This is a genomic window from Rhizobium album, assembly GCF_003122325.1.
Classification (GTDB): Bacteria; Pseudomonadota; Alphaproteobacteria; order Rhizobiales; family Rhizobiaceae; genus Metarhizobium; species Metarhizobium album.
The window spans coordinates 123,891-142,905 of the sequence record NZ_QFBC01000002.1 but is presented as its reverse complement, the minus strand read 5'-3'; the positions used below and the strand labels follow the sequence as shown (position 1 = coordinate 142,905).

Here is a 19,015-nt window from a genome sequence, read left to right as displayed (position 1 = left end):
TACGAAGGGAACGTCAACGCTTCATGGCAGGCTAAACTCAACAAGTGCATCATAAATCAGCATTCAATTCTAGTGGATTTGAGCGACACGTCGTACCGGCGGCGAAAGCTCCGATCGAAGGAGCCGAGCATGAATACCCGCGAAATCGCCACGAGAGACCAAGGCCGAGTGGCGGCAATTTGAACAATCTATGTTCTTTCTCAATATCTTACTGCTTGGGGATTGATGGACCAATTCAAGGCCAGTGATCATGCTTTTATGAGACGCCCGGAGGCTACGGCATTGCCTGGTCTTAGCGGTTGACCAAGGCCAACAGAACGCGCTGCTCTTTCCTGTAGCACTGGGTATCAGGCGTCTACGGCCGCGTCCGATGGCGCACCCCATGACATGTAGCCGCCATCCACCTGGAGCGTGACGCCGGAAATGTAGGAGGCGTTCGATGAGCATAAAAAGAGCATCGCTTCAGCAAGCTCCGATGCCTTGCCCAGGCGACCGATAGGTGTCCGCCGGATAATTCGATGCTGATCAAGCTTTCCTTCCGCTACAAGACGGTCGAAAAACGGGGTCACAATGTAGCCGGGAGCGATACAGTTCACGCGCACCCCACGTGAGACCCACTCCGTTCCCAATGTGCGTGTCAGCATCGAGATACCTGCTTTGGCGGCACTGTAAGCGTTGCGAGGGGTCAGTCCGAGTACGCCAGCGATAGAGCTGATATTGCATATAGCCCCGCGGCCATTCGCCAGCATTACCGGTGCGACGGTCTTCGATACCAGAAACGTTCCTCCGAGATGAATGTCAACGAGGCGGCGGAACTGCTCATAATCCTGTTCAATCGTGGGCCGGAACACATCGGGAATGCCGGCGCAATTCACCAAAACGTCGATCCGTCCAAACGCTTCTCGTGCCGTATTCACCATCATATCGACATCTGCAGCGACCGCGACGTCACCCGAAACAGCGAGATGAGGTCCGCCCCCCAGACGCTCCACAGCGAGTTGAGCGGCTTCTGCGCGAATATCCGCCAAGACCAGTGTCGCGCCGGCTGCCGCAAAGGCTTCAGCTCCTGCGAAACCCAACCCGCTTGCTCCACCGGTGATCATGACCACCTGGTCGCTAAAATTCCAGCTGCCGTTCACCTAAACTCCTTTCAAATGAGATGGGTTGGCCGGCTACACGTCGATCACGTCAAGTCAGGAGCCAGCTCCCTGACTGCTCTTACGCCACCGAAAGTCTGCCACGAACCAGCAGCGAGCCAACCCGCATCAACCGGCAGGTTTGCTCCCGTGATCATGGATGCATAGTCGGATAATAAAAAAAGAACTGCGTTCGCAATGTCGTCTGGTTCAATGATCACACCAAGGCAGGAGTTTTCTTTGAGTTGCCTTGGATCACGGTTGCCAAGCTCGATTTGCGACCTTAGCGCCGCGGTCAAAGTGTATCCCGGTGAAATTGTATTGACCCGCACGCCTGAGCGGCCCCATTCTGCGGCAAGGCACTCTGTAAGGCTGATCACCCCGGCCTTCGCAGGGGAATAGGCATGTAGAGGCATGGACCGCATACCGGCAACAGATGCGATATTCACGATCGAGCCTGTTCCTCTCAGGGCCATGTCGGACCCAAAAGCCGCGCAGGAATTGAAGGTTCCTTCAAGATCGACCGCCACGACGCGCTTAAACAGTTCGGCGGACAGTTCGTCGGGCGGAAGAGGTGACTGGACAATGCCCGCGCAGTTCACAAGGTAATCGACGTGTTTTCGATTGCTTCTCAGCTTTTCCGCAAAAGTTTTGATGACAGCCTCATCGCAGACGTCAATCTGTACCTGTTCCGCCGCAGAGGGAAATTCGTGGCTGGTGTTCCGGTCTCGATCAATACTGATGACGCCAGCGCCAGCCCTGACAAGTTGCAAGACACAGGCCAAGCCGATCCCACTCGCTCCACCTGTGACCACTGCCAGTTTATCTTTCAGAGATGTATACATGTCGGATCACACTTTTCATTGTATGGGAGAGAATGACGTCGGAATCAGAAACCGGTTTTCCATTTTCTCGATCAGCGGGAGGATGCGCTCGGCGTAGGCCAGCCATTCTGCGTCAGCCCAAAGCGACGAACGTCGTGCGGCACGGTCCTCAAATGTTTCAAACGCCCAGATGTGTACAACTTGGTTCAGCGAGCCGCTTTCGGTGGTGAAATAGCCGAGAAGCTGGCCAAGAAACTTCCGCTGGATAGCCAGCCCCTCCGCCTCGACCATCGCCAGGTACTGTTTGGTCTTGCCCACCTGGAGTGAGTAGGTACGTTCTTCAATGATCATTGTTTGTCCTAGTGAATTGCCGCCCACATAATCCGCTCTTCCGTCGCACCGTCGGCGGGGATCTGCTCAACGATGCGCCCCTGCCGGGCGACGAGAATCCGGTCGGATACCGCAAGGACTTCAGGCAGATACGAGGAGATGACAACGACAGCTATTCCTGTCGCGGCAAGTTCTCTGATGAGGGCGTGTATCTGCTCGATCGTACCGACATCAACGCCCCGCGTCGGTTCATCGAAAATGACAAGTTGGGGGTTTTGCACCAGCGATTTGGCTATCACGACCTTCTGCTGATTGCCGCCGGAAAGTTCCACGACCTTGGCGCGGCGATGAATGGCCGCGACCTGAAGCGTGCTGATCCACTTTTCAGCGAGTGCCTTCCTCTCCTTCTTCGATGTCAGCAGCCGCCGTTTCGCTTTGGCGATGTAGCCGACGTAGATGTTTTCATCGATCGACATCGTTTCAAAAAGACCGTTTTCCTTGCGGTCCTCCGTCACGTAGGCAATGCCATCGTTGACCCCCTGTGCGGGAACGCGATATCGGACGTCCCTCCCGTTAAACGTGATCGTTCCACCCTGGAGACGACGTCGTTTCATGGCACCGCTGATAACCTTGGCAATTTCGGTGCGGCCGGATCCAACAAGGCCGGCAATCGTCGTGACCTCGCCAGCGTAGACTGAAAATGACATGTTTTTCACCATGGTCCCTGAAACGACGTTCTCAACGCTCAGGATCTTTTCGCCGCGGGGCTTCGGCGCGCGAGCCGCTTGGTCGCGCTGTTGAGGACCTAACTGTCTCCCGACCATCATCCGCACCAACGTGTCCCGGGAAAGGCCGCTTGTCGATTGCGTCGAGACAAGTTTCCCATCGCGCAGGACGGTAACCCGATCAGAAATCGACAGAGCTTCCTCAAGCGCATGCGAAATGTAGATGATTGCGACTCCCTGAGAACGAAGGTCCTGGATCAACGTGAAAAGGTGTTGAGTTTCTTCCGGAGTAAGGCTTGCGGTCGGCTCATCGAAGATGATGACTTTGGCATTGAAATAAACCGCGCGCGCAATCTCGATCATCTGCCGCTTCGCTGTCCCTAACGTTGATGCAAGTGCCGTAGGATCAACGTGAAAATTCATCGACTGCAAAAGCAGTTGTGCGCGGATGTTGAGGTTTCGGAAAACGGAAAAAAATGGCTCGCGGCCGAGATGAATGTTCTGGGCCACTGTCATTGTGGGAACGAGGCTGGTCTCCTGGTAGACCATTGCAATGCCCTGGTTAAGGGCATCGGAGGGGCTTCTGAAATCAACTGGCTGGCCATGCACGGCCATTGTGCCCGAGGTAAGGCCAACCGTGCCACAAATGACCTTGCAGAGCGTCGATTTGCCGGCGCCGTTTTCACCAAGCAGGGCATGTACTTCCCCGGGAAAAAGAGTGAAATCGACCCTTTCGATAGCCGGAACACCCTCGTAGTGTTTGGTCGCACCGGTCAGTTCAACAACAGGTGTTTGAGATGCGTCTGCCATCACTTGCCCTCCAGTTCGATACTCAGCAGGATGCCCGGCCCCTTGGCCACGGCCAAAAGCTGATTGCCGGATCTGACTGCGGACGTTATTCCGTGATGCCTTCCACCAACCCGGCTGTGAAAGGAACGTAGTGGGAGGAAATTCTCGTCCAGTTCGACGACCAAACCATACGAGCGCGGTGGTGCCCAAGCCTTCGTGATACCGAGCTTTTTAATGCTACCGCCCTGCAGTGGTTCCATGTAGCTGTCTTCGGCCAGCAACGTCGGCCTAATCCAATACCGGGGATCTACGTTGCGCATCATATCCGCGCGAAACTCATCTTCGCGCAGAATGAAATCAATAAGTTGCGTACGCATGCCGAATAACGCCATCCAATGGTGCCCGTCGCTGGCACGGCTCACATGTGCCGGATACCCTGGAAGGTTAGGTATGGGCCGGTCCAGAAGACGCCCGTTGAGCCCATAACGCTGAAGGCAATGATTCCAGGCCAAGGCAACGCACACGTTTCCCTGATGATCAAGAGCAAGCCCTGAAGGCCAGCCCAGACCCGTGGCGATCACCCGTTCACCGGACGTTGAGAGCGCCACAATACAGCCGGAGCGGGCACGACCCATCAGATCGTGGATCCAGTCCTCTGCTCCATTCTGGCGCGAGCCCATGGCGATAAGCAGGGTTCCGTCATGGTGACGAACCAGTGAGGTGATACAGCTTAGCTGGACGCTAGCCACTTCCGTTTTACGTTGAATCTCCGTGCCTACTCGATCAACCTGGAGCAAGCCGTGTCCCTCACAACCAAGCCAAAGGCTACCGTCGGAATCTGGGAAGACTGTTGTCAGAGTGCCTGGAAACGCTCTGACTAGCGAGGGTATACCGGCCGCCACACGGTAAAGTTCCTTCCCTGCCGTGACGAGCAGGTCACCATCACCTTCCACCGCGACCATATCTGGCGAAGATGAGGGTATAAAAAGCTCTGTGGCTGCCTCCAACATATTGTTAGGGGCCCAAGGTCCTTCCAGGCTGGGAATAAAATCATACTCCGCCTTTTGGATGCCCGCGAACTCAAGCAATCTCGAAAAGATGCCCATTTGTTTCCTCCGATTGCAGACGGCTTAGCTCTTGCCCCAGTAGGAGTCGTGTGCAGTCCAGTTCTGATCTGCATCCGGTAGTTGAATACGGCCAATCCGATTGTTCTCCAGGCCGCCGAGATAAAGGTAGCCTTTGTGCTCGCGCATCGATGTCAACATCGGATGCTTTTCTGCCTTCTTGTCCCAGTAGGACTCCAGGATGCGGCCAGATTCATCGAACTTGACGAGACAACCGTGGTTCATGCTCGGGAAAAGCCATTCATCGCGAGGAAGCTGCTTCAGCATCCGCAATCTGACACCAGGATGTCGCATTGAAATATCGTACATCGGCGAACGCATTCCGGCAAAGGCCATCCAGTACGTGCCATCCGAAGCGCGGTTGATGTTGTCTGGTACGCCGGCGAGGTTGTCCAGGAAGACTTCCAGTTTACCTTTTTTCGGCCCTTCGAGCCAATAGCGGCGTACGCGTGCTGCCCAGGTCTCCGCCACGAAGACAGACCGCCCGTCGTGAGCAAGGCATATACCGTTCGCGAAATTCAGCCCATGCGAGATCGTGCGTGTCTTTTTGGTCGCAGGATCGTATACGCAAAGCCTGCCATTCCCGCGCCCCTCAAGGCTGTCGTAAGTCCAGTCGTGCAAGTCGAAGCGATCTGTCGCGTCGCTGAAGTAGATCTTCCCGTCAGGTGCAATGTCGAGGTCGTCAGCCATACGCAGGCGAGAGTTGTCCAAAATCGAAAGCCAATTTCGAGTCGTCCGGTCGGTTAGCTTCTCCACTTTTCCCTGTTGGTCGACTTGGAACAGACCCATCCCTGCCACACAAACTATGAGGTTTTCGTCTTTATCGAATACCAGTCCGAGTGGACGCCCACCAATGCGGGCGAATACTTCCCGTTCATTGAAATAGGGCGGTGAAAAGCGGATTATGCGGCCTTGTCGTTCGCCAGTGTAGATGCGGCCCAGTCTGTCAACGACCACGTCTTCCGGACCTTCGATCAGTCCAACCGCAAGGCCTTCGGCATCTTTCAGGCGATCATTCAGTGCGAGTGGCGATTGACTCCCGGGTGACGTGTCAGGCGTCGAGGCAAAGCTGAACACAATCGGATTGACAAGCGTCTTCTCGATTGCCTTGCCTTTGTTCTTCTCCCAGCGGATGTCGGCGCCAACGGCCAAAATGACGACAAATCCCAGTATCCCTGCCGTAAAATATCCCGGCAGGCCTATATTGGTCAGTCCGTTCTGAATGAGAAAGACAATCGCTGCGCCCAAGACGGCACGGGCTACGGTTCCGCGCCCACCGGCGAGACTTATGCCGCCAACTACAACGGCAGACAGGGCCTGAATTTCGAGTCCCTGCCCCGTCGGGCCTGCGACGCTGCCCAAGCGCGCGGCATAGAATATGGCACCAAGTGCGGTCACCATGCCTGCACCACAATAGGTCAGGAACAGTACCAGCGGATAATTGATCCCGGCATGGCGCGCCGCCTTCTTGCTTGATCCGACGGCGGCAACGCGCCATCCAAGCTTGGTGTTGCGAAGAATGACGTGGGCTACGACCGCAAAGATGACCAGCGTTGCAGCACTTACCGGGGCGCCGAGGATGCGGCCGGTCGCGATAAAGTTCCAGGTCGGGTCTTCGATATAGATAACCGCCAGCTCTTCACTGTAATTCAACGTGATGAGATTGAATATCGAGCGATAGATGATCAGTGCCACGAGGGTCGTTAGCACCGGCCTGGTCTTCATGAACCCGATCAAGAAGCCATTGATAGCACCGATGACGCCGCCCAGTGCTATGGCAAGGAGGATGGCAAGCCACGTTGGCAGACCCCATACGCCGATCATAAACAGGACAGCGAAATCCACGAGGGCGAAAATGGCGCCCACACTGAGATCTATGCCGCCTGAAATCAATGTCAGTCCGACAGCGATGGCAGGAAAGGCAAATTCCGAGAAGGACGCCGAGATCGATTGCAGGTTGCCGATTGTACCGAAGGCAGGGTTGGCAATGTAGAGATAGGTGAAGATGCCTACGAACAGCACAAATGGAATGACCGATTCCATCCACGATTTGGATATAAGGTCAGCGAATAGCCTGGTCGGCGCAAGACGCCAAAAAACGCGACGCACCAAGGGGGCCTGCTCGATATGCGCAGTCATGTTCGTCTCCGGATTTCGCAAGAATGGCCGGAGACATAGTCTCCAGCCGCTTCCGAAAGGATGTCACTGATTGGTCTTGTAGCAATCGCCTTCCGCGATCGTCTCCTTGGTCACCCGCTTGATGGGCGTGAAGATGCCAATCCGTGCGGCCGCCGTGTCAATGCCGGCGGCGCGCTGCTGCAGGACAGTCCTGACGAGATCGACGTATTCCTGCCCCTGAAGTGTCGACTGATAGTCGAAGAAGGTATCGAACATTCCGTTCTTGATGTATTCGCAGGCAATCGGATCGCCGCCGCCGACGGTCATAATCTTGATGTCACCAGGCTTTTTACCTGCAGCCTCGGCCGCCTTAGCGATCGCTGCATCCATCGGTTCCCACTGCCCCATATAGGCGCATAGATCCGGGTGCTGCTGGATGACGGTGGTCGCCACGTCGTAGGCGCCTTTAGGATCCCAAAGGCCGGCAGTTTGTTCGCTGACAAGCTCGATATCCGGATGCTCGGCGAGAACCTCTTTGACGCCCGCCGTGATGTCCAGCGAATAAGAGGACGTCACGGACCCCTTCATCAAGGCGACCTTCTTACCCTTACAAAGCTCCACTACGCGACGGGCTTCAAGTCGGCCGAGTTCGACCGAGTTGACGCCGATAAACGCATCGGTTTTGAAATTGGAGACCATGTTCACCTGAACAACAGGAATGCCTGCCTGTGTAGCCTGCTCAAGTTGACGCGCATAAAGCTGAACATTTGGATTGTGAATGAGAAGCAGATCAGGTTTCTCATTGATGTATGCTGAAAGGATTTCAGAACCACGCTGCGGATCGGCGTTGGGATCGCGAACGATGAATTCAATGCCGTCCTTTTCGAATTGTTCCTTCATGACGCGGGTCCATTCGGACACAAGCGAAAAAGACAGGCTTTCCGGAAGCCAAGCTACCTTTTTGCCCTTCAGCGTATCCTGAATCTGCTTTTCAAACTCCGCGCTTTTGATCCACCCCGGACTTTGTGCATTGCCAGGTCCCGCAAGCACTGCGGAACCGATCACGCCAGCAATCAGCAAGCCTATGATTTTTCTCATTTCACATCCTCCTCTGGCCGCAATCGGCCGATGCAAACAGCAAGTTCCTCCACTTGCCACGCTGGCAACTTCTCAGCCGCTGCGGTATTTCAGGGCTAACATCTTCAATCGATCCGAGTAACTTCGCCCCTGGTCTTGGGAAGAAACCACACGCCGACAGATGATTGCGGGTGCAACTTTCGTGACGCCCCTGTCATTGGCTTTGCAAGGCTGAAACGGCCAACAGCAGCGTATTCCGAGTTGCACGGTTGGTCGGCGAAAGCTTCTCATATGTGCTGTGGTCTGAGGCGAAGGCCAGCATCGGCGTTGCTAACTTGAAGGTAAAGGCATGATTTGGGTTTGAGGCGGAATCGGAAGGGGAAGCATGTCTACACAGCTGAACAGGGCAAGCCAGAACGCGGCTTTGGCGACATACGACCGTGGCCTCGTTGAGAAATCTGATCATCGTCGGCGCTGGAAACCCAGCCAGGAGCAAATAGCGCTCGCGGTAGCGATGCTTATGTTTATCGGTTTCAGCGGACAGCTGCCGGGCTTCTTAACGCTGGGAAACATGGTCGCGCTCACCCAGGGTGTCGCTCAGCTAGGCATTCTTGCGCTTGGAGCCATGGTCGTAGTCATCGGACGTGGGCTTGATCTTGCGCAGATCGCCTCGATGGCATCGGGCGCAATCGTTACCATTGTCGCGGTGCGTTCTGGCTATGTCGTACCGCTAGCCTTGGCAGCGGGACTCCTTGTCGCGGTGCTTATTGGCTTGGTGAACGGCTATTTGGTTGCCTTTGTGGAGATTCCTTCGATCTTTGCAACCTTATCCACCAATATCCTTGCCTACGGCATGCTCCGCTATTTCGTGCAAGGCGGCGAGGCGATGGCGTATGTTCCCGCTGAAGCGACGTTTTTTGCCTGGGCCGGGAATCTAAAGCTGTGGGGACTGCCAATTTCCGTGGTGATGTTTGTTGCGGTGGCAGTTCTGATGCACTTCGTGCTGTCCCGCACAGTTTTTGGCCTGTATGTTTACTCTCATGGCAGCAATCCTGAGACTGCCCGCATGACCGGCATCCCAGTTAGGCTGGTTACAATTGCCGAGTATATTGCGTCATCTTTTATCGGTTACTTAGCCGGTATTCTTTATATATCATCGCTGGGTACGATCTCAGCCGACGTCATGAATTCCCAGCTAATTTTTAACGTCATTTTGATCGTCATCCTTGGAGGCGTAAGCTTGACAGGTGGCCGGGGCAGCGTGTTCAGCGTAGTTGCGGGTACGCTTCTCATCGGAACACTGCTCAATGGCCTCACCATCATGAACGTTAACATTGACGTGGCAAACGTCGCACGCGGCCTCGTTCTTCTTGCTGCCATCGTTCTTGATAACCGGTTGCATCCCCGCAATGAGGAGACCGCCAGACAGGGCGAGTAATCAGAACCGTTTGCCTTAGGGATCGGTCTGAAAGGGCAAAAGATTTGTTCCCTTGAGAATCAAATATGATTTGAGTGCGACGTCGATGGACGGCAGCACATTCAGGGCGATTGCATCGTTCTGACGACGAGGAAGAGCGGCGACCAGACGGAATTGAATATCCTTATTCATTCTGATTTTCGGAAGGTGCTGGCGAGCATCAAGCACAACCACCCGAACCTGATTATTGCTGCGCAGGGCGCGGCCCGATCAGAGAAAGCGTTCACGAACCGGATAGTCGAAGCCGCCAGGACGGCGGGGCTTCCGGCTCACAGATCGCCGCACGGGCTTGGCAAGGCAGCTTGCCGTTGTCTTGCAGAGGCGGGGGCACTGTATCCGAATCATGGCAATCACCGGCCACAGGAACCTTACTGAAGTTCAGACCGACGTGGACGTCGTGAACAGGAAATTGCTCGCCAAGAGCGAATTGCGAAGCTGAAAGGAACCGCATGAGAACGGACAGACAATAAAAATTGGCTAACCTTGATGCCCGGTTCAACAACTGCAGTCGCAAGGCGTTGAAATCATTGACGGGTGAAATCGAAGTGGCACGCCCTAGGGGAGTCGAACCCCTCTTTTCAGAATGAAAATCTGACGTCCTAACCGATAGACGAAGGGCGCGTGCTGTGGCGCCCTTATAGTCAGGACCGGGCCGGGCCGCAAGCGGGGCAAACGGAAAAAATGCGGATTCCGCAGATTTTTTCGCAGCTTGTGGATGACCTCGTTTCCACCCGCCGAAAGGGCGGTCGAGTGCGGAAAACCACGCATCTTACGATCGTGCGCGCCTGATTTTTCAATCGCCCGTCTTGCGTGGCGGGGCATTTTCCAAGCGGTAGGCAAGCTGGGCCCGCGTCAGGCCGAGCATCCGCGCGGCGGCGGAGAGGTTTCCCTGCGCGCGGTCGATGGCCGCCTCGTAGAGGCTATGCTCGAAAGTGCCGAGGGAAAAACCTTCCGACTCCAGCAGCCTGTCGGGGGCGGGAGGAGAATCCCCGCGCGGGTTTCCGCCGTTGGCGGAAACCGTGGCGAATCGCGCCAGCTGGGTTTCGATCTCGGCGGCGGAAATCGCCTCGTCATCCGTCCGTGCGTCGAGTGCGGCGATGAGGACGTGGCGCATCTGGCGCAAATTGCCAGGCCAGCATTCCGCCTCGATCAATTCCTCCGCCTCGGCCTCGAAGCAGGCCGGTTCCAGGCCCATGCGTGCCGCAAGTGCCGGCAGCATCGAGCGCGCCAGCGCTGCCCGTTCGCCTTCCCGTTCGGCCAGCGTCGGCAGGCGGGCGGTCAGGGGGGAGAGGACGGATAGCAGTTCCCGGAGCGGCCCCGGCGCCTCTGCCACGCACCGCTCGTCGGTGACGGCGACAATGCGCGGCCCGCCCAGGGCAATGCCTTCCTCTATTGCCTGGGCGAAATGCGGCTGGATCTCGGCAGGGATGGTTTCGACGGCGTCGATCAGGATGATTTCGCGCGAGGACGTGCGGCGTGCGTGTTTTTCCGGGCGCGAGATGGCGGCGCACAAGGCCAGGTCGACCTGCATGCCGACGATCCGGCGCGTGTCGCTGGCGGGAAATCCCGACAGGCGGTGGAGATAGCGTGCGGCACTGCCTCGCCCCGTGCCCGGCGCGCCGGTAATGAGGACGGGCAGTGTCATGGTCGCCAGCCGCTCCAGCTTCTTGCGCACCGGCATCAGCACGAGGCTCTCCATGTCGGAGAGCGATGCCTCGGCGGCGCGTGCCGTTCCCGCTCCACGCAGCGGTTGGGCCGGGCGAATATCCTCGGCGACATCGATGCGTTCCCGGAAGAGGATCGCCTCCGGATCGTCGGCACCCCAGCCGTCGGCCGGCTTGCCGACGACGCGGCAATGATTGTGCCCCTGCGCGGCGCACTCGACCTCCTTGTAGACGATCAGCGTATCGAAGAATTCGCTGGCATAACCCGAGGCATAACCGAGCTGGGTCCAGCAGACCGGCTCGGCGGCAAGCTGGGTCCTGCTGACCTCGGCGGCCTCGACGCTATCGTGCCAGAGGAACTCGGCGGAGAAACGTTTCCTGCGGAAATCATAGGTGTTGAAGACCGTTTCCACCCGCACCACGCCGCTGAACGTGTGCAGCCGCGTGCCGGCGGTAAAGGCGTCGCCGGTGTCGAGATTCGGCCAGCCGGTGCGCACGAAGCGTGCATCCGCGCGGCCCGCCATGAAGCCCAGCCGCAGAAGAAAGACCCGGGCCTCCTTTTCTCCAAGGAGGCGTATGAGCTCTCGCCGCAGGTCCGAAAGCGCGGAAGCCCGTTGCATGACTATGCGCGCGCCGTTCAGCCGGATCGTTCCGTCGTTCGGGTTGAAGACCAGGTTGGAGAGAAGCTGGCGCACGGTCGGATCGCCGCCGCGGTCGAGCATTTTTGACGGCTCTGACAATGTTTGCATCTGTTTCCCTTCCCTGCGGACCGCTTCGCCCGGATCATGGCAATTTCATTATTTCATGAAGCGATTTTATCATTTCAGCATGTCGATCCGCTGGCAAGTGCGACAATCTGTACAAAAGAAGAAAAAATAATGTTTGATTTCAAATGGTTGGTCCCTGTCGTCAAAAATTTGCGAAATGCCAGTTGGAGGCGTTTGACAGCCAGTCGGCATTTCTCCTCTTAATGAACCAACTCTGCAGCGCCGGGAGGGCGAGGCAGAACGGAGGGGTACGGGCCAAGGCCCGCGCATGCCGCCCCGGGGCGGTGCAGGAGGAAAAATGGCAAGCTTACAGGATATGTTCGACGTGCGCGGAAAGTCGGTCATTGTGACCGGTGGCGCGAGCGGCATAGGACGGGCCTACACGGAAGTGATGGCGGACAACGGCGCGCGTGTCTGCATCTTCGACATGGATGCGGGCAATCTCGATGCGGTTGCGGCGGAAATCGCCGGACGTGGAGGGGACGTGTGGGGCCAGCTGGTCGATGTCTCGGATCGTCCCGCCATGGCAGCCGCCTTCGACGCCGTGGCCGAGCGCCATGGGAAGATCGACGTGGTGTTCGCCAATGCCGGCATCGATGCCGGGCCGGGTTTCCTGTCGACCACCGGCGAGCGCATCGAGGCAGGCGCCATCGACGTCCTCGACGATCATCATTGGGACCGGGTGATCGAGGTCAACCTGTCCTCGGTTTACACCACCGTCAAGCATTCTGCCCGCCACATGAAGGCGACGGGAGGCGGCCGTATCATCGTCACCTCGTCCATCGCCGCCCAGATCAACGAGGCGATCGTCGGCACGCCCTACATGCCTGCCAAGGCCGGCGTCGATCATTTCGTGCGCCAGATGGCGATGGAACTGGGGCAGTCCGGCATTCTCATCAACTGCATCTCGCCCGGCCCGTTCATGACCAACATCGCCGGCGGCCGGCTGAGGATCCCGGCGGATCGGCTCGCCTTCGAACAGCAGTCGCTGATCGGGCGGATCGGTGATCCGGAAGACATCAAGGGGCTGGCGCTTTATCTCGCCTCGCCCTGCTCGTCCTACGTGACGGGAAGCCAGATCGTCATCGACGGCGGGGCGATGCACCGCATCAAGTGAAGGAATGGCGTCGGTTGCGGTTGGAGGAACCGGCAGCCGGCGATCGAACTCTAGAGGGAGGAAACATCATGGAATTGAAGAACAGTCTGTGGACGCCTTCGCGCCGTACGGTGCTGAAGGGATTGGGTGCCGGGCTTGCCGCCTCGACGCTCGGCGCGCCGATGATTGCCCGGGCACAATCGGCCGGCACGATCAAGATCGGCGTCGTCACGCCGGCGACCGGGCCGCTGGCTCTTTTCGGCGAGACCGATGGCTGGGCGCTCGAAAAGGTCAGGGAACAGCTGAAGGGCGGCCTGGAAACGGCAGCCGGACATTACGACGTCGAGTTCCTGGTCCGCGACAGCCAGTCCGATCCGAACAAGTCGGCCGAAGTGGCCGGCGACCTCATTCTCAACGAGAATGTGCACCTGCTGCTGCCGGCATCGACCACCGATACGGTCAGCCCCGCCTCCGACCAGGCGGAACTCAACGAGTGCCCCTGCATCTCGACCGGCGCGCCGTGGCAGGCGGTCATCTTCCCGCGCGGCGGCAAGGATGCGCCGTTCAAGTGGACCTACCATTTCTTCTGGGGCCTCGACGAGGCGCTGAACACCTATGTCGGCCTGTGGAACACGCTGGAAAGCAACCGCAAGGTCGGCATGCTTTTCCCGCAGAATGCCGATGGCGAGACCTGGGGCAACATGGACTACGGCCTGCCGGCGCCGACCAAGAAGGCCGGTTTCGAGATCGTCGTTCCGGGCTTCTTCCAGCCGCGCACCAACGATTTCTCGGCGCAGATCACCGCCTTCAAGGAAGCCAACTGCGACATCATCGGCGGCATCGCCTATCCGGCCGACCTGAAGACCTTCGTCAACCAGTGCGCCCAGCAGGGCTACAAGCCGAAGGCGATCACGGTTGCGGCAGCGCTGCTCTTCGCCTCGGGTGTCGAAGCCATGGGGTCGCTCGGCGACGGCATGTCCTCCGAGGTCTGGTGGACGCCGGCCTTCCCGTTCAAGTCGACGCTGACCGGCCAGGTCAGCCGCGATCTCGCCGACCAGTGGGAAACCGAGAAGAAGAAGCAGTGGACGCAGCCGCTGGGCTACAGCCATGCGCTTCTCGAAGTGGCGATCGACGTGCTCAAGCGCTCCGCCAACCCGCTCGACCGCGCCGCCAACCTGGAGGCGATTGTCGCCACCGACATCCAGACGCTGATCGGCCCGGTCAATTTCGCCAAGGGTCCGCATGCCAACGTCGCGACCACGCCGATCTTCGGCGGCCAATGGGTCAAGGGCGAGAAGTGGCCCTACGACCTGAAGATCGTCGACAACACCGTCAACAAGCTGTTCGAACCGGAACGCAAGATCGTCCCGTTGCCCTGGTCGGCCTGACCGACCTCGCTTGAAGGCAGAAACGACACGCCCCGGCCCGACGCGATCGGGCTGGGGCGGACGGTAGGCGAATGACGAAAAAGTCGCGGCACGACCGCGCCACCGGCCACAGTGCCGGGGTGGAGGAGCATGACAAACGGCATACTACTTGAAGCGCGCGACCTCAGCAAATCGTTCGGGGCATTAAAAGTCCTGCACGAGGTGAGCTTTTCGGTCGGCGCCGGCGAGGTTTTAGGCATTGTCGGGCCGAACGGCGCCGGCAAGACCACACTCTTCAACCTGATCAGCGGCGATACGCGCGTCGACGGCGGTACGTTGATGTTCGACGGGCAGCAACTCGTCGGCCAGCCGCCGCATCGCCGCTGCAAGATCGGCATCGGCCGGACCTACCAGATCCCGCGCCCTTATGTCGGCATGACGACCTTCGAGAACCTGCTCGTCGCCGCCTTCTTCGGCAGCAACGAGAAACAGGCCGACAGTTACGCGCGCTGTGCCGGAATTCTTCGCGCCTGCGAGCTTTCCGACAAGGCGAACCGCTCGGCGGCGTCGCTGACGCTGCTCGACCGCAAGCGGCTGGAACTGGCGCGTGCGCTCGCCTCCTCGCCAAAACTTTTGCTGCTCGACGAAATCGCCGGCGGGCTTACCGACGAGGAAGGCAAGGCGCTGGTCACGCTCATCCGTCGCATCCGCGACAGCGGCGTCACCATCGTCTGGATCGAGCACGTGCTGCATGCGCTGCTCGCCGTCGCCGACCGCATGATGGTGCTGAACTTCGGCGAGAAGATCGCCGAGGGCGTGCCGTCGGACGTCATCAAGAGCCCGGAGGTACGAAGGGTCTATATGGGGGTCGAGGCATGAGCGCTCCGCTGCTTTCCACACATGGCCTGGTTGCCCGCTACGGCGATTTCCAGGCACTTTACGGCATCGATTTCGAGATTGCCGCCGGCGAGATCGTCGCGCTGATCGGCGCCAACGGCGCCGGCAAGTCGACGCTGCTGAAGTCGATCATGGGTCTTTTGCGCGTCGCTCCGGACATGGTGAAGCTCGACGGTCGCCCGGTCGGCGGAACCAAGCCGCACCGCATCGTCGCCGAAGGCGTGGCGATCGTGCCGGAAGGCCGGCGCCTGTTCGTCGGCATGTCGGTGATCGACAACCTGCGCGTCGCCATCGACCATGCCGGCCGTCCTGCCGCCAACGGCTGGACGCTGGAGCGTCTCTACGGACTGTTCCCGATGCTGAAGGAAAAACAGGCCGTGCCGGTGCAGTCCCTGTCCGGCGGCCAGCAGCAGATGGTGGCGATCGGCCGGGCGCTGCTCAGCCAGCCGCGCGTGCTGCTCTGCGACGAAATCAGCCTCGGCCTTGCGCCGAAGGTGGTGAAGGAAATCTATCAATCGTTGCCGTCGATCAGCGAGGCCGGCACGGCCATCGTGCTGGTGGAGCAGGATATCGGGCTCGCCCGTGCCACCTCCAACCGGCTGTATTGCATGCTCGAAGGCCGCGTCAGCCTCACCGGCCGCTCGGCCGAGATTTCGCGCGAGGCGATCGGCGAAGCTTATTTCGGAGGCGCCCATGCAGTGGCTTGACGGTTTGATCCAGGGCATTCTGCTCGGCGGTCTCTACGCCCAATACGCGCTCGGCATGGCGCTGATGTTCGGCGTCATGCGCCTCGTCAACATCACCCATGGCGACCTGGTCATCCTGCTGGCGCTGATCGGCATCAGCCTGGCGAGCACCTTTTCGATGGGGCCGTGGTCGGTGCTGGTCGTGCTCGTGGTGCTCGGCGCCGTCATCGGCGTCATCCTGCAGCGGCTGATCCTCAACCGCGTCGTCGGCGCCGATCCGTTGCCGTCGCTGATCGCCACATTCGGCCTGTCGATCGCACTGCAGAACGCCATGCTGCAGATCTGGTCGGCCGATACCCGCTCGCTGGAGGGCGGTGCCATCGTGCATGCTTCCTTCCAGCTCGGGCCGCTCTTCGTCGGCGTCCTGCCGGTGATCGTGCTGCTGACGGCGACGGTTTTGACCGGCGGGCTCGACGTCGTGTTGCGCTCGACCCGTTTCGGCCGGGCGCTGCGTGCCGCCTCCGCCGATGTCGAGGCCGCGGCCCTGACCGGCGTCAATCCGAAGACGGTCTATACCGGCGCGACGGCGATTGCGGTCGCCATCCTCGGCTTTGCCGCCGTCTTCCAGTCGCTGCGCTCGACGGTGGCGCCGGCCGACGGTGCTTTCCAGCTGATCTACGCTTTCGAGGCGGTGATCATCGGCGGCATGGGCTCGATCTGGGGTGCTTTCCTCGGCGCCATGGCGCTCGGCATCAGCCAGTCGATCGGTTTCCGCATCGACCCCGGCTTCGGCATCCTCGCCGGCCACCTCGTCTTTCTGGCCATCCTCGCCCTGCGTCCGCAGGGCCTTCTGGGAAAGGGTTGAAGCCATGACCCAAGCGTTTGCCGCTTCTTCTGATGAAACCATGCAACAGCCAACCGTGCGCGTGGTGCGCCAGACCCGCTCGAGCCTGATCGCCTTCGCCGTCAGCATCGCGCTGCTCGTCGCCGTCGCCTCCATGCCGCTCTGGGCGAGCCAGGGCCTGATCCGCGACGTCGTCGAACTGTGCTGCTACGTCACGGTCGCGCAGATGTGGAACCTGCTGGCCGGTTATGGCGGGCTGGTCTCCGTCGGCCAGCAAGCCTTCGTCGGTGTCGCCGCCTATGCGATGTTCGTCATGGCGCAGCTCTGGGGGCTCAATCCCTTCCTCGCCGTGCCGTTGTCGGTCATCGTGCCCGCAGTGGTGGCGGCGATCACCTACGGCCTGCTGCATCGCCTCGACGGCCCCTATTTCGCCATCGGCACCTGGGTGGTGGCGGAAGTACTGCGGCTTGCCACCTCGGTCTTCGGCTATGTCAATGCCGGCGCCGGCATGAGCCTGCGCGTCATGTCGAGCTATTCGCCGATGGAGCGCGCGGTCGGCATCTCGCTGCTTTCGGCGCTGATGCTGCTCGTCGCCGTCGGCGGCAGCTACCTGCTCTTGCGCTCGCGCTACGGCCTGGCGCTCGTCGCCATCCGCGACAATCCGGTCGCAGCAGCCAGCCAGGGCGTCAATGTCGGCCTGCTGAAGTTCCTGATCTGGGTGGCGGCGGCGGTCGGCACCGGCCTTGCCGGCGCCATCTACTTCATGGCGCAGCTGCGCATCACGCCGCCCGCCGCCTACAGCCCGACCTGGGCCAACGTGTCGATCTTCATCGTCATGGTCGGCGGGCTCGGGTCGCTGGAAGGGGTGCTGATCGGCGCTCTGGTCTATTTCGTCGCCGACCGCTGGTTTGCCCAGTACGGCGCCACCTATCTCGTCGTGCTCGGCCTGCTCACCCTCGTCATGGCGCTGTTTGCCCGCGGCGGCCTCTGGGGGCTGATCCAGAAGGTCACCAACGCCTCCTGGTTCCCGACGCGGCGCATCCTGCTAGAGGACAAGCCATGAGGGCGGCCCTGTTCGAGGCGGTCGGCCGGCCGCTGGTCATCGATGCCGCCGAGGCACCGCGGCCGGATTCCGACGAGGTGCTGCTGCGTGTCGCCGCCTGCGGCATCTGCGGCTCCGACCTGCACATGACCGAGGACCCGGCCACCTTCGGGCTGGCGAAAGGCGGCATCCTCGGCCACGAGGTCGCCGGCGAGGTGGCGGCCTGCGGCGCCGACGTGACCGGCATCAAGGCCGGCGACCGCGTGGCGGTGGCGCCGATGCGCGGCTGCGGCCGGTGCGACAGCTGCCGCCGCGGCGAGCCGGCCTGGTGCGACGACATGCGGCTGATCGGCGGCGGTTACGCCGAATTCGTCACCGTCGCCGCCCGCCAGTGCCGGCGGCTGCCGGACGACCTGCCGACGGAGGAGGGCGCGCTTGCCGAGCCGGTCGCCGTCGGCCTGCATGCGGTGATGCGTTCGGGACTGAAACCCGGTGACCGCGTGCTGATCCTCGGCGCCGGACCGATCGGCCTGCTCGTCGCCTTCTGGGCGCGGCGGCTGGGGGCAGCGCATGTCGTCGTCGCCGATCTCAACCGCCATCAGGCCGAGCGTGCCGTCGAGATCGGCGCCACCGGCTTCGCGCTTTCGGGAGAGGGGCTGGCGGAGGAATTCCGCGCCTTGACCGGTGGGGCGCCCGATATCGTCTTCGAATGCGTCGGCAAGCGCGGGCTGATCGATGCGGCCTGCCGGCTGGTGCGCGTGCACGGCACGGTGGTCGCCGTCGGCCTCTGCGTCGGCGGCGACGAGTGGGACCCGTTCGCGGCGATTTCCAAGGAAATACAGGTGATCTTCGCCGTGTTCTTCACCATGGCGGAGTTCGACATGGCGCTGCAGGCGCTCGGCCCCGGCCGCCACCGGCCGCAGGCGCTGGTGACCGGCCGGATCGGCCTTGCCGCCGTGCCGGACGCCTTCGAGGCCATGAGGCGGCGCACCACGCAATGCAAGGTGCTGATCACGCCGGCGGCCGGCTGACGAGACAATTCGAGGAGGAAT

At 60.1% G+C, this 19,015-nt stretch carries 17 protein-coding genes and 1 tRNA gene; 8 read left to right on the top strand and 10 right to left on the bottom strand.

What is annotated here, in order from left to right; translation table 11 throughout:
• Nucleotides 1–347: 347 nt before the first annotated feature.
• The 7 genes from DEM27_RS04790 to DEM27_RS04760 form a co-directional block, all read right to left on the bottom strand.
• Complete coding sequence (locus DEM27_RS04790) at nucleotides 348–1,139, bottom strand: SDR family NAD(P)-dependent oxidoreductase (RefSeq protein ID WP_205908865.1); 792 nt, start codon at nucleotides 1,137–1,139, stop codon at nucleotides 348–350.
• A 44-nt stretch (nucleotides 1,140–1,183) separates the two neighbouring features.
• Nucleotides 1,184–1,981: an SDR family NAD(P)-dependent oxidoreductase gene (locus DEM27_RS04785; protein ID WP_109457068.1), complete on the bottom strand. Its 798-nt coding sequence runs from the start codon at nucleotides 1,979–1,981 to the stop codon at nucleotides 1,184–1,186.
• 15 nt (nucleotides 1,982–1,996) lie between these two features.
• Nucleotides 1,997–2,311 carry an NIPSNAP family protein gene (locus DEM27_RS04780; protein WP_109457067.1) on the bottom strand — a complete coding sequence of 105 codons (315 nt, stop codon included), beginning with the start codon at nucleotides 2,309–2,311 and terminating at the stop codon, nucleotides 1,997–1,999.
• Between the two features lie 8 nt (nucleotides 2,312–2,319).
• Nucleotides 2,320–3,825: a sugar ABC transporter ATP-binding protein gene (locus DEM27_RS04775; protein WP_109457066.1), complete on the bottom strand. Its 1,506-nt coding sequence runs from the start codon at nucleotides 3,823–3,825 to the stop codon at nucleotides 2,320–2,322.
• Nucleotides 3,825–4,910, bottom strand: coding sequence for an SMP-30/gluconolactonase/LRE family protein (locus DEM27_RS04770; protein WP_109457065.1), 1,086 nt, complete (start codon nucleotides 4,908–4,910; stop codon nucleotides 3,825–3,827). The genes DEM27_RS04775 and DEM27_RS04770 overlap by 1 nt, the downstream gene beginning before the upstream one ends.
• A gap of 24 nt (nucleotides 4,911–4,934) precedes the next feature.
• On the bottom strand, nucleotides 4,935–7,067 hold the full coding sequence (locus DEM27_RS04765; RefSeq protein WP_109457064.1) for an ABC transporter permease: 2,133 nt from the start codon (nucleotides 7,065–7,067) through the stop codon (nucleotides 4,935–4,937).
• Between the two features lie 63 nt (nucleotides 7,068–7,130).
• On the bottom strand, nucleotides 7,131–8,144 hold the full coding sequence (locus tag DEM27_RS04760) for a sugar ABC transporter substrate-binding protein (RefSeq protein WP_109457063.1): 1,014 nt from the start codon (nucleotides 8,142–8,144) through the stop codon (nucleotides 7,131–7,133).
• A gap of 364 nt (nucleotides 8,145–8,508) precedes the next feature.
• Here DEM27_RS04760 and DEM27_RS04755 point away from each other — a divergent pair, with 364 nt between their 5' ends.
• Nucleotides 8,509–9,561, top strand: coding sequence for an ABC transporter permease (locus DEM27_RS04755; protein WP_109457062.1), 1,053 nt, complete (start codon nucleotides 8,509–8,511; stop codon nucleotides 9,559–9,561).
• A 15-nt stretch (nucleotides 9,562–9,576) separates the two neighbouring features.
• Here DEM27_RS04755 and DEM27_RS33850 read toward each other — a convergent pair whose 3' ends face one another.
• The 3 genes from DEM27_RS33850 to DEM27_RS04745 all read right to left on the bottom strand — a co-directional run bounded on the left by DEM27_RS33850 (nucleotide 9,577) and on the right by DEM27_RS04745 (nucleotide 12,013).
• Nucleotides 9,577–9,732: a hypothetical protein gene (locus DEM27_RS33850; RefSeq protein ID WP_165823348.1), complete on the bottom strand. Its 156-nt coding sequence runs from the start codon at nucleotides 9,730–9,732 to the stop codon at nucleotides 9,577–9,579.
• 414 nt (nucleotides 9,733–10,146) lie between these two features.
• Nucleotides 10,147–10,221 (bottom strand) — tRNA-Glu (locus DEM27_RS04750).
• A 172-nt stretch (nucleotides 10,222–10,393) separates the two neighbouring features.
• Complete coding sequence (locus DEM27_RS04745) at nucleotides 10,394–12,013, bottom strand: XylR N-terminal domain-containing protein (RefSeq protein ID WP_109457061.1); 1,620 nt, start codon at nucleotides 12,011–12,013, stop codon at nucleotides 10,394–10,396.
• A gap of 316 nt (nucleotides 12,014–12,329) precedes the next feature.
• Between DEM27_RS04745 and DEM27_RS04740 the strand changes: the two genes are divergently transcribed.
• The 7 genes from DEM27_RS04740 (at nucleotide 12,330) to DEM27_RS04710 (ending at nucleotide 18,994) form a co-directional block, all read left to right on the top strand.
• Complete coding sequence (locus tag DEM27_RS04740; protein ID WP_109457060.1) at nucleotides 12,330–13,148, top strand: SDR family NAD(P)-dependent oxidoreductase; 819 nt, start codon at nucleotides 12,330–12,332, stop codon at nucleotides 13,146–13,148.
• A gap of 68 nt (nucleotides 13,149–13,216) precedes the next feature.
• A complete protein-coding gene (locus tag DEM27_RS04735) occupies nucleotides 13,217–14,515 on the top strand; it encodes an ABC transporter substrate-binding protein (protein ID WP_109457059.1) in 1,299 nt (432 codons plus the stop codon).
• A 129-nt stretch (nucleotides 14,516–14,644) separates the two neighbouring features.
• On the top strand, nucleotides 14,645–15,373 hold the full coding sequence (locus DEM27_RS04730; protein WP_109457058.1) for an ABC transporter ATP-binding protein: 729 nt from the start codon (nucleotides 14,645–14,647) through the stop codon (nucleotides 15,371–15,373).
• The gene (locus tag DEM27_RS04725) at nucleotides 15,370–16,098 is read left to right on the top strand and encodes an ABC transporter ATP-binding protein (protein ID WP_109457057.1); all 729 of its coding nucleotides are present in this window, start codon (nucleotides 15,370–15,372) and stop codon (nucleotides 16,096–16,098) included. Before DEM27_RS04730 ends, DEM27_RS04725 begins: the two co-directional genes overlap by 4 nt.
• Nucleotides 16,085–16,942 (top strand): branched-chain amino acid ABC transporter permease, encoded by an 858-nt coding sequence (locus DEM27_RS04720; protein WP_109457056.1) that lies wholly within the window; start codon nucleotides 16,085–16,087, stop codon nucleotides 16,940–16,942. The genes DEM27_RS04725 and DEM27_RS04720 overlap by 14 nt, the downstream gene beginning before the upstream one ends.
• Before the next feature lie 40 nt (nucleotides 16,943–16,982).
• Complete coding sequence (locus DEM27_RS04715) at nucleotides 16,983–17,984, top strand: branched-chain amino acid ABC transporter permease (protein WP_245445666.1); 1,002 nt, start codon at nucleotides 16,983–16,985, stop codon at nucleotides 17,982–17,984.
• Nucleotides 17,981–18,994: a zinc-dependent alcohol dehydrogenase gene (locus DEM27_RS04710; protein ID WP_109457054.1), complete on the top strand. Its 1,014-nt coding sequence runs from the start codon at nucleotides 17,981–17,983 to the stop codon at nucleotides 18,992–18,994. Before DEM27_RS04715 ends, DEM27_RS04710 begins: the two co-directional genes overlap by 4 nt.
• The last annotated feature ends 21 nt before the right edge of the window (nucleotides 18,995–19,015 follow it).

What these genes read in the sequence shown, in the direction of transcription:
- DEM27_RS04785 (WP_109457068.1), bottom strand. Translation starts at nt 1,981, where the DNA reads ATGTATACATCTCTGAAAGATAAACTGGCAGTGGTCACAGGTGGAGCG.
- DEM27_RS04755 (WP_109457062.1), top strand. Translation starts at nt 8,509, where the DNA reads ATGTCTACACAGCTGAACAGGGCAAGCCAGAACGCGGCTTTGGCGACA.
- DEM27_RS04725 (WP_109457057.1), top strand. Translation starts at nt 15,370, where the DNA reads ATGAGCGCTCCGCTGCTTTCCACACATGGCCTGGTTGCCCGCTACGGC.
- DEM27_RS33850 (WP_165823348.1), bottom strand. Translation starts at nt 9,732, where the DNA reads ATGAATAAGGATATTCAATTCCGTCTGGTCGCCGCTCTTCCTCGTCGT.
- DEM27_RS04745 (WP_109457061.1), bottom strand. Translation starts at nt 12,013, where the DNA reads ATGCAAACATTGTCAGAGCCGTCAAAAATGCTCGACCGCGGCGGCGAT.
- DEM27_RS04730 (WP_109457058.1), top strand. Translation starts at nt 14,645, where the DNA reads ATGACAAACGGCATACTACTTGAAGCGCGCGACCTCAGCAAATCGTTC.
- DEM27_RS04775 (WP_109457066.1), bottom strand. Translation starts at nt 3,825, where the DNA reads ATGGCAGACGCATCTCAAACACCTGTTGTTGAACTGACCGGTGCGACC.
- DEM27_RS04780 (WP_109457067.1), bottom strand. Translation starts at nt 2,311, where the DNA reads ATGATCATTGAAGAACGTACCTACTCACTCCAGGTGGGCAAGACCAAA.
- DEM27_RS04760 (WP_109457063.1), bottom strand. Translation starts at nt 8,144, where the DNA reads ATGAGAAAAATCATAGGCTTGCTGATTGCTGGCGTGATCGGTTCCGCA.
- DEM27_RS04720 (WP_109457056.1), top strand. Translation starts at nt 16,085, where the DNA reads ATGCAGTGGCTTGACGGTTTGATCCAGGGCATTCTGCTCGGCGGTCTC.
- DEM27_RS04740 (WP_109457060.1), top strand. Translation starts at nt 12,330, where the DNA reads ATGGCAAGCTTACAGGATATGTTCGACGTGCGCGGAAAGTCGGTCATT.
- DEM27_RS04710 (WP_109457054.1), top strand. Translation starts at nt 17,981, where the DNA reads ATGAGGGCGGCCCTGTTCGAGGCGGTCGGCCGGCCGCTGGTCATCGAT.
- DEM27_RS04735 (WP_109457059.1), top strand. Translation starts at nt 13,217, where the DNA reads ATGGAATTGAAGAACAGTCTGTGGACGCCTTCGCGCCGTACGGTGCTG.
- DEM27_RS04715 (WP_245445666.1), top strand. Translation starts at nt 16,983, where the DNA reads ATGCAACAGCCAACCGTGCGCGTGGTGCGCCAGACCCGCTCGAGCCTG.
- DEM27_RS04770 (WP_109457065.1), bottom strand. Translation starts at nt 4,910, where the DNA reads ATGGGCATCTTTTCGAGATTGCTTGAGTTCGCGGGCATCCAAAAGGCG.
- DEM27_RS04765 (WP_109457064.1), bottom strand. Translation starts at nt 7,067, where the DNA reads ATGACTGCGCATATCGAGCAGGCCCCCTTGGTGCGTCGCGTTTTTTGG.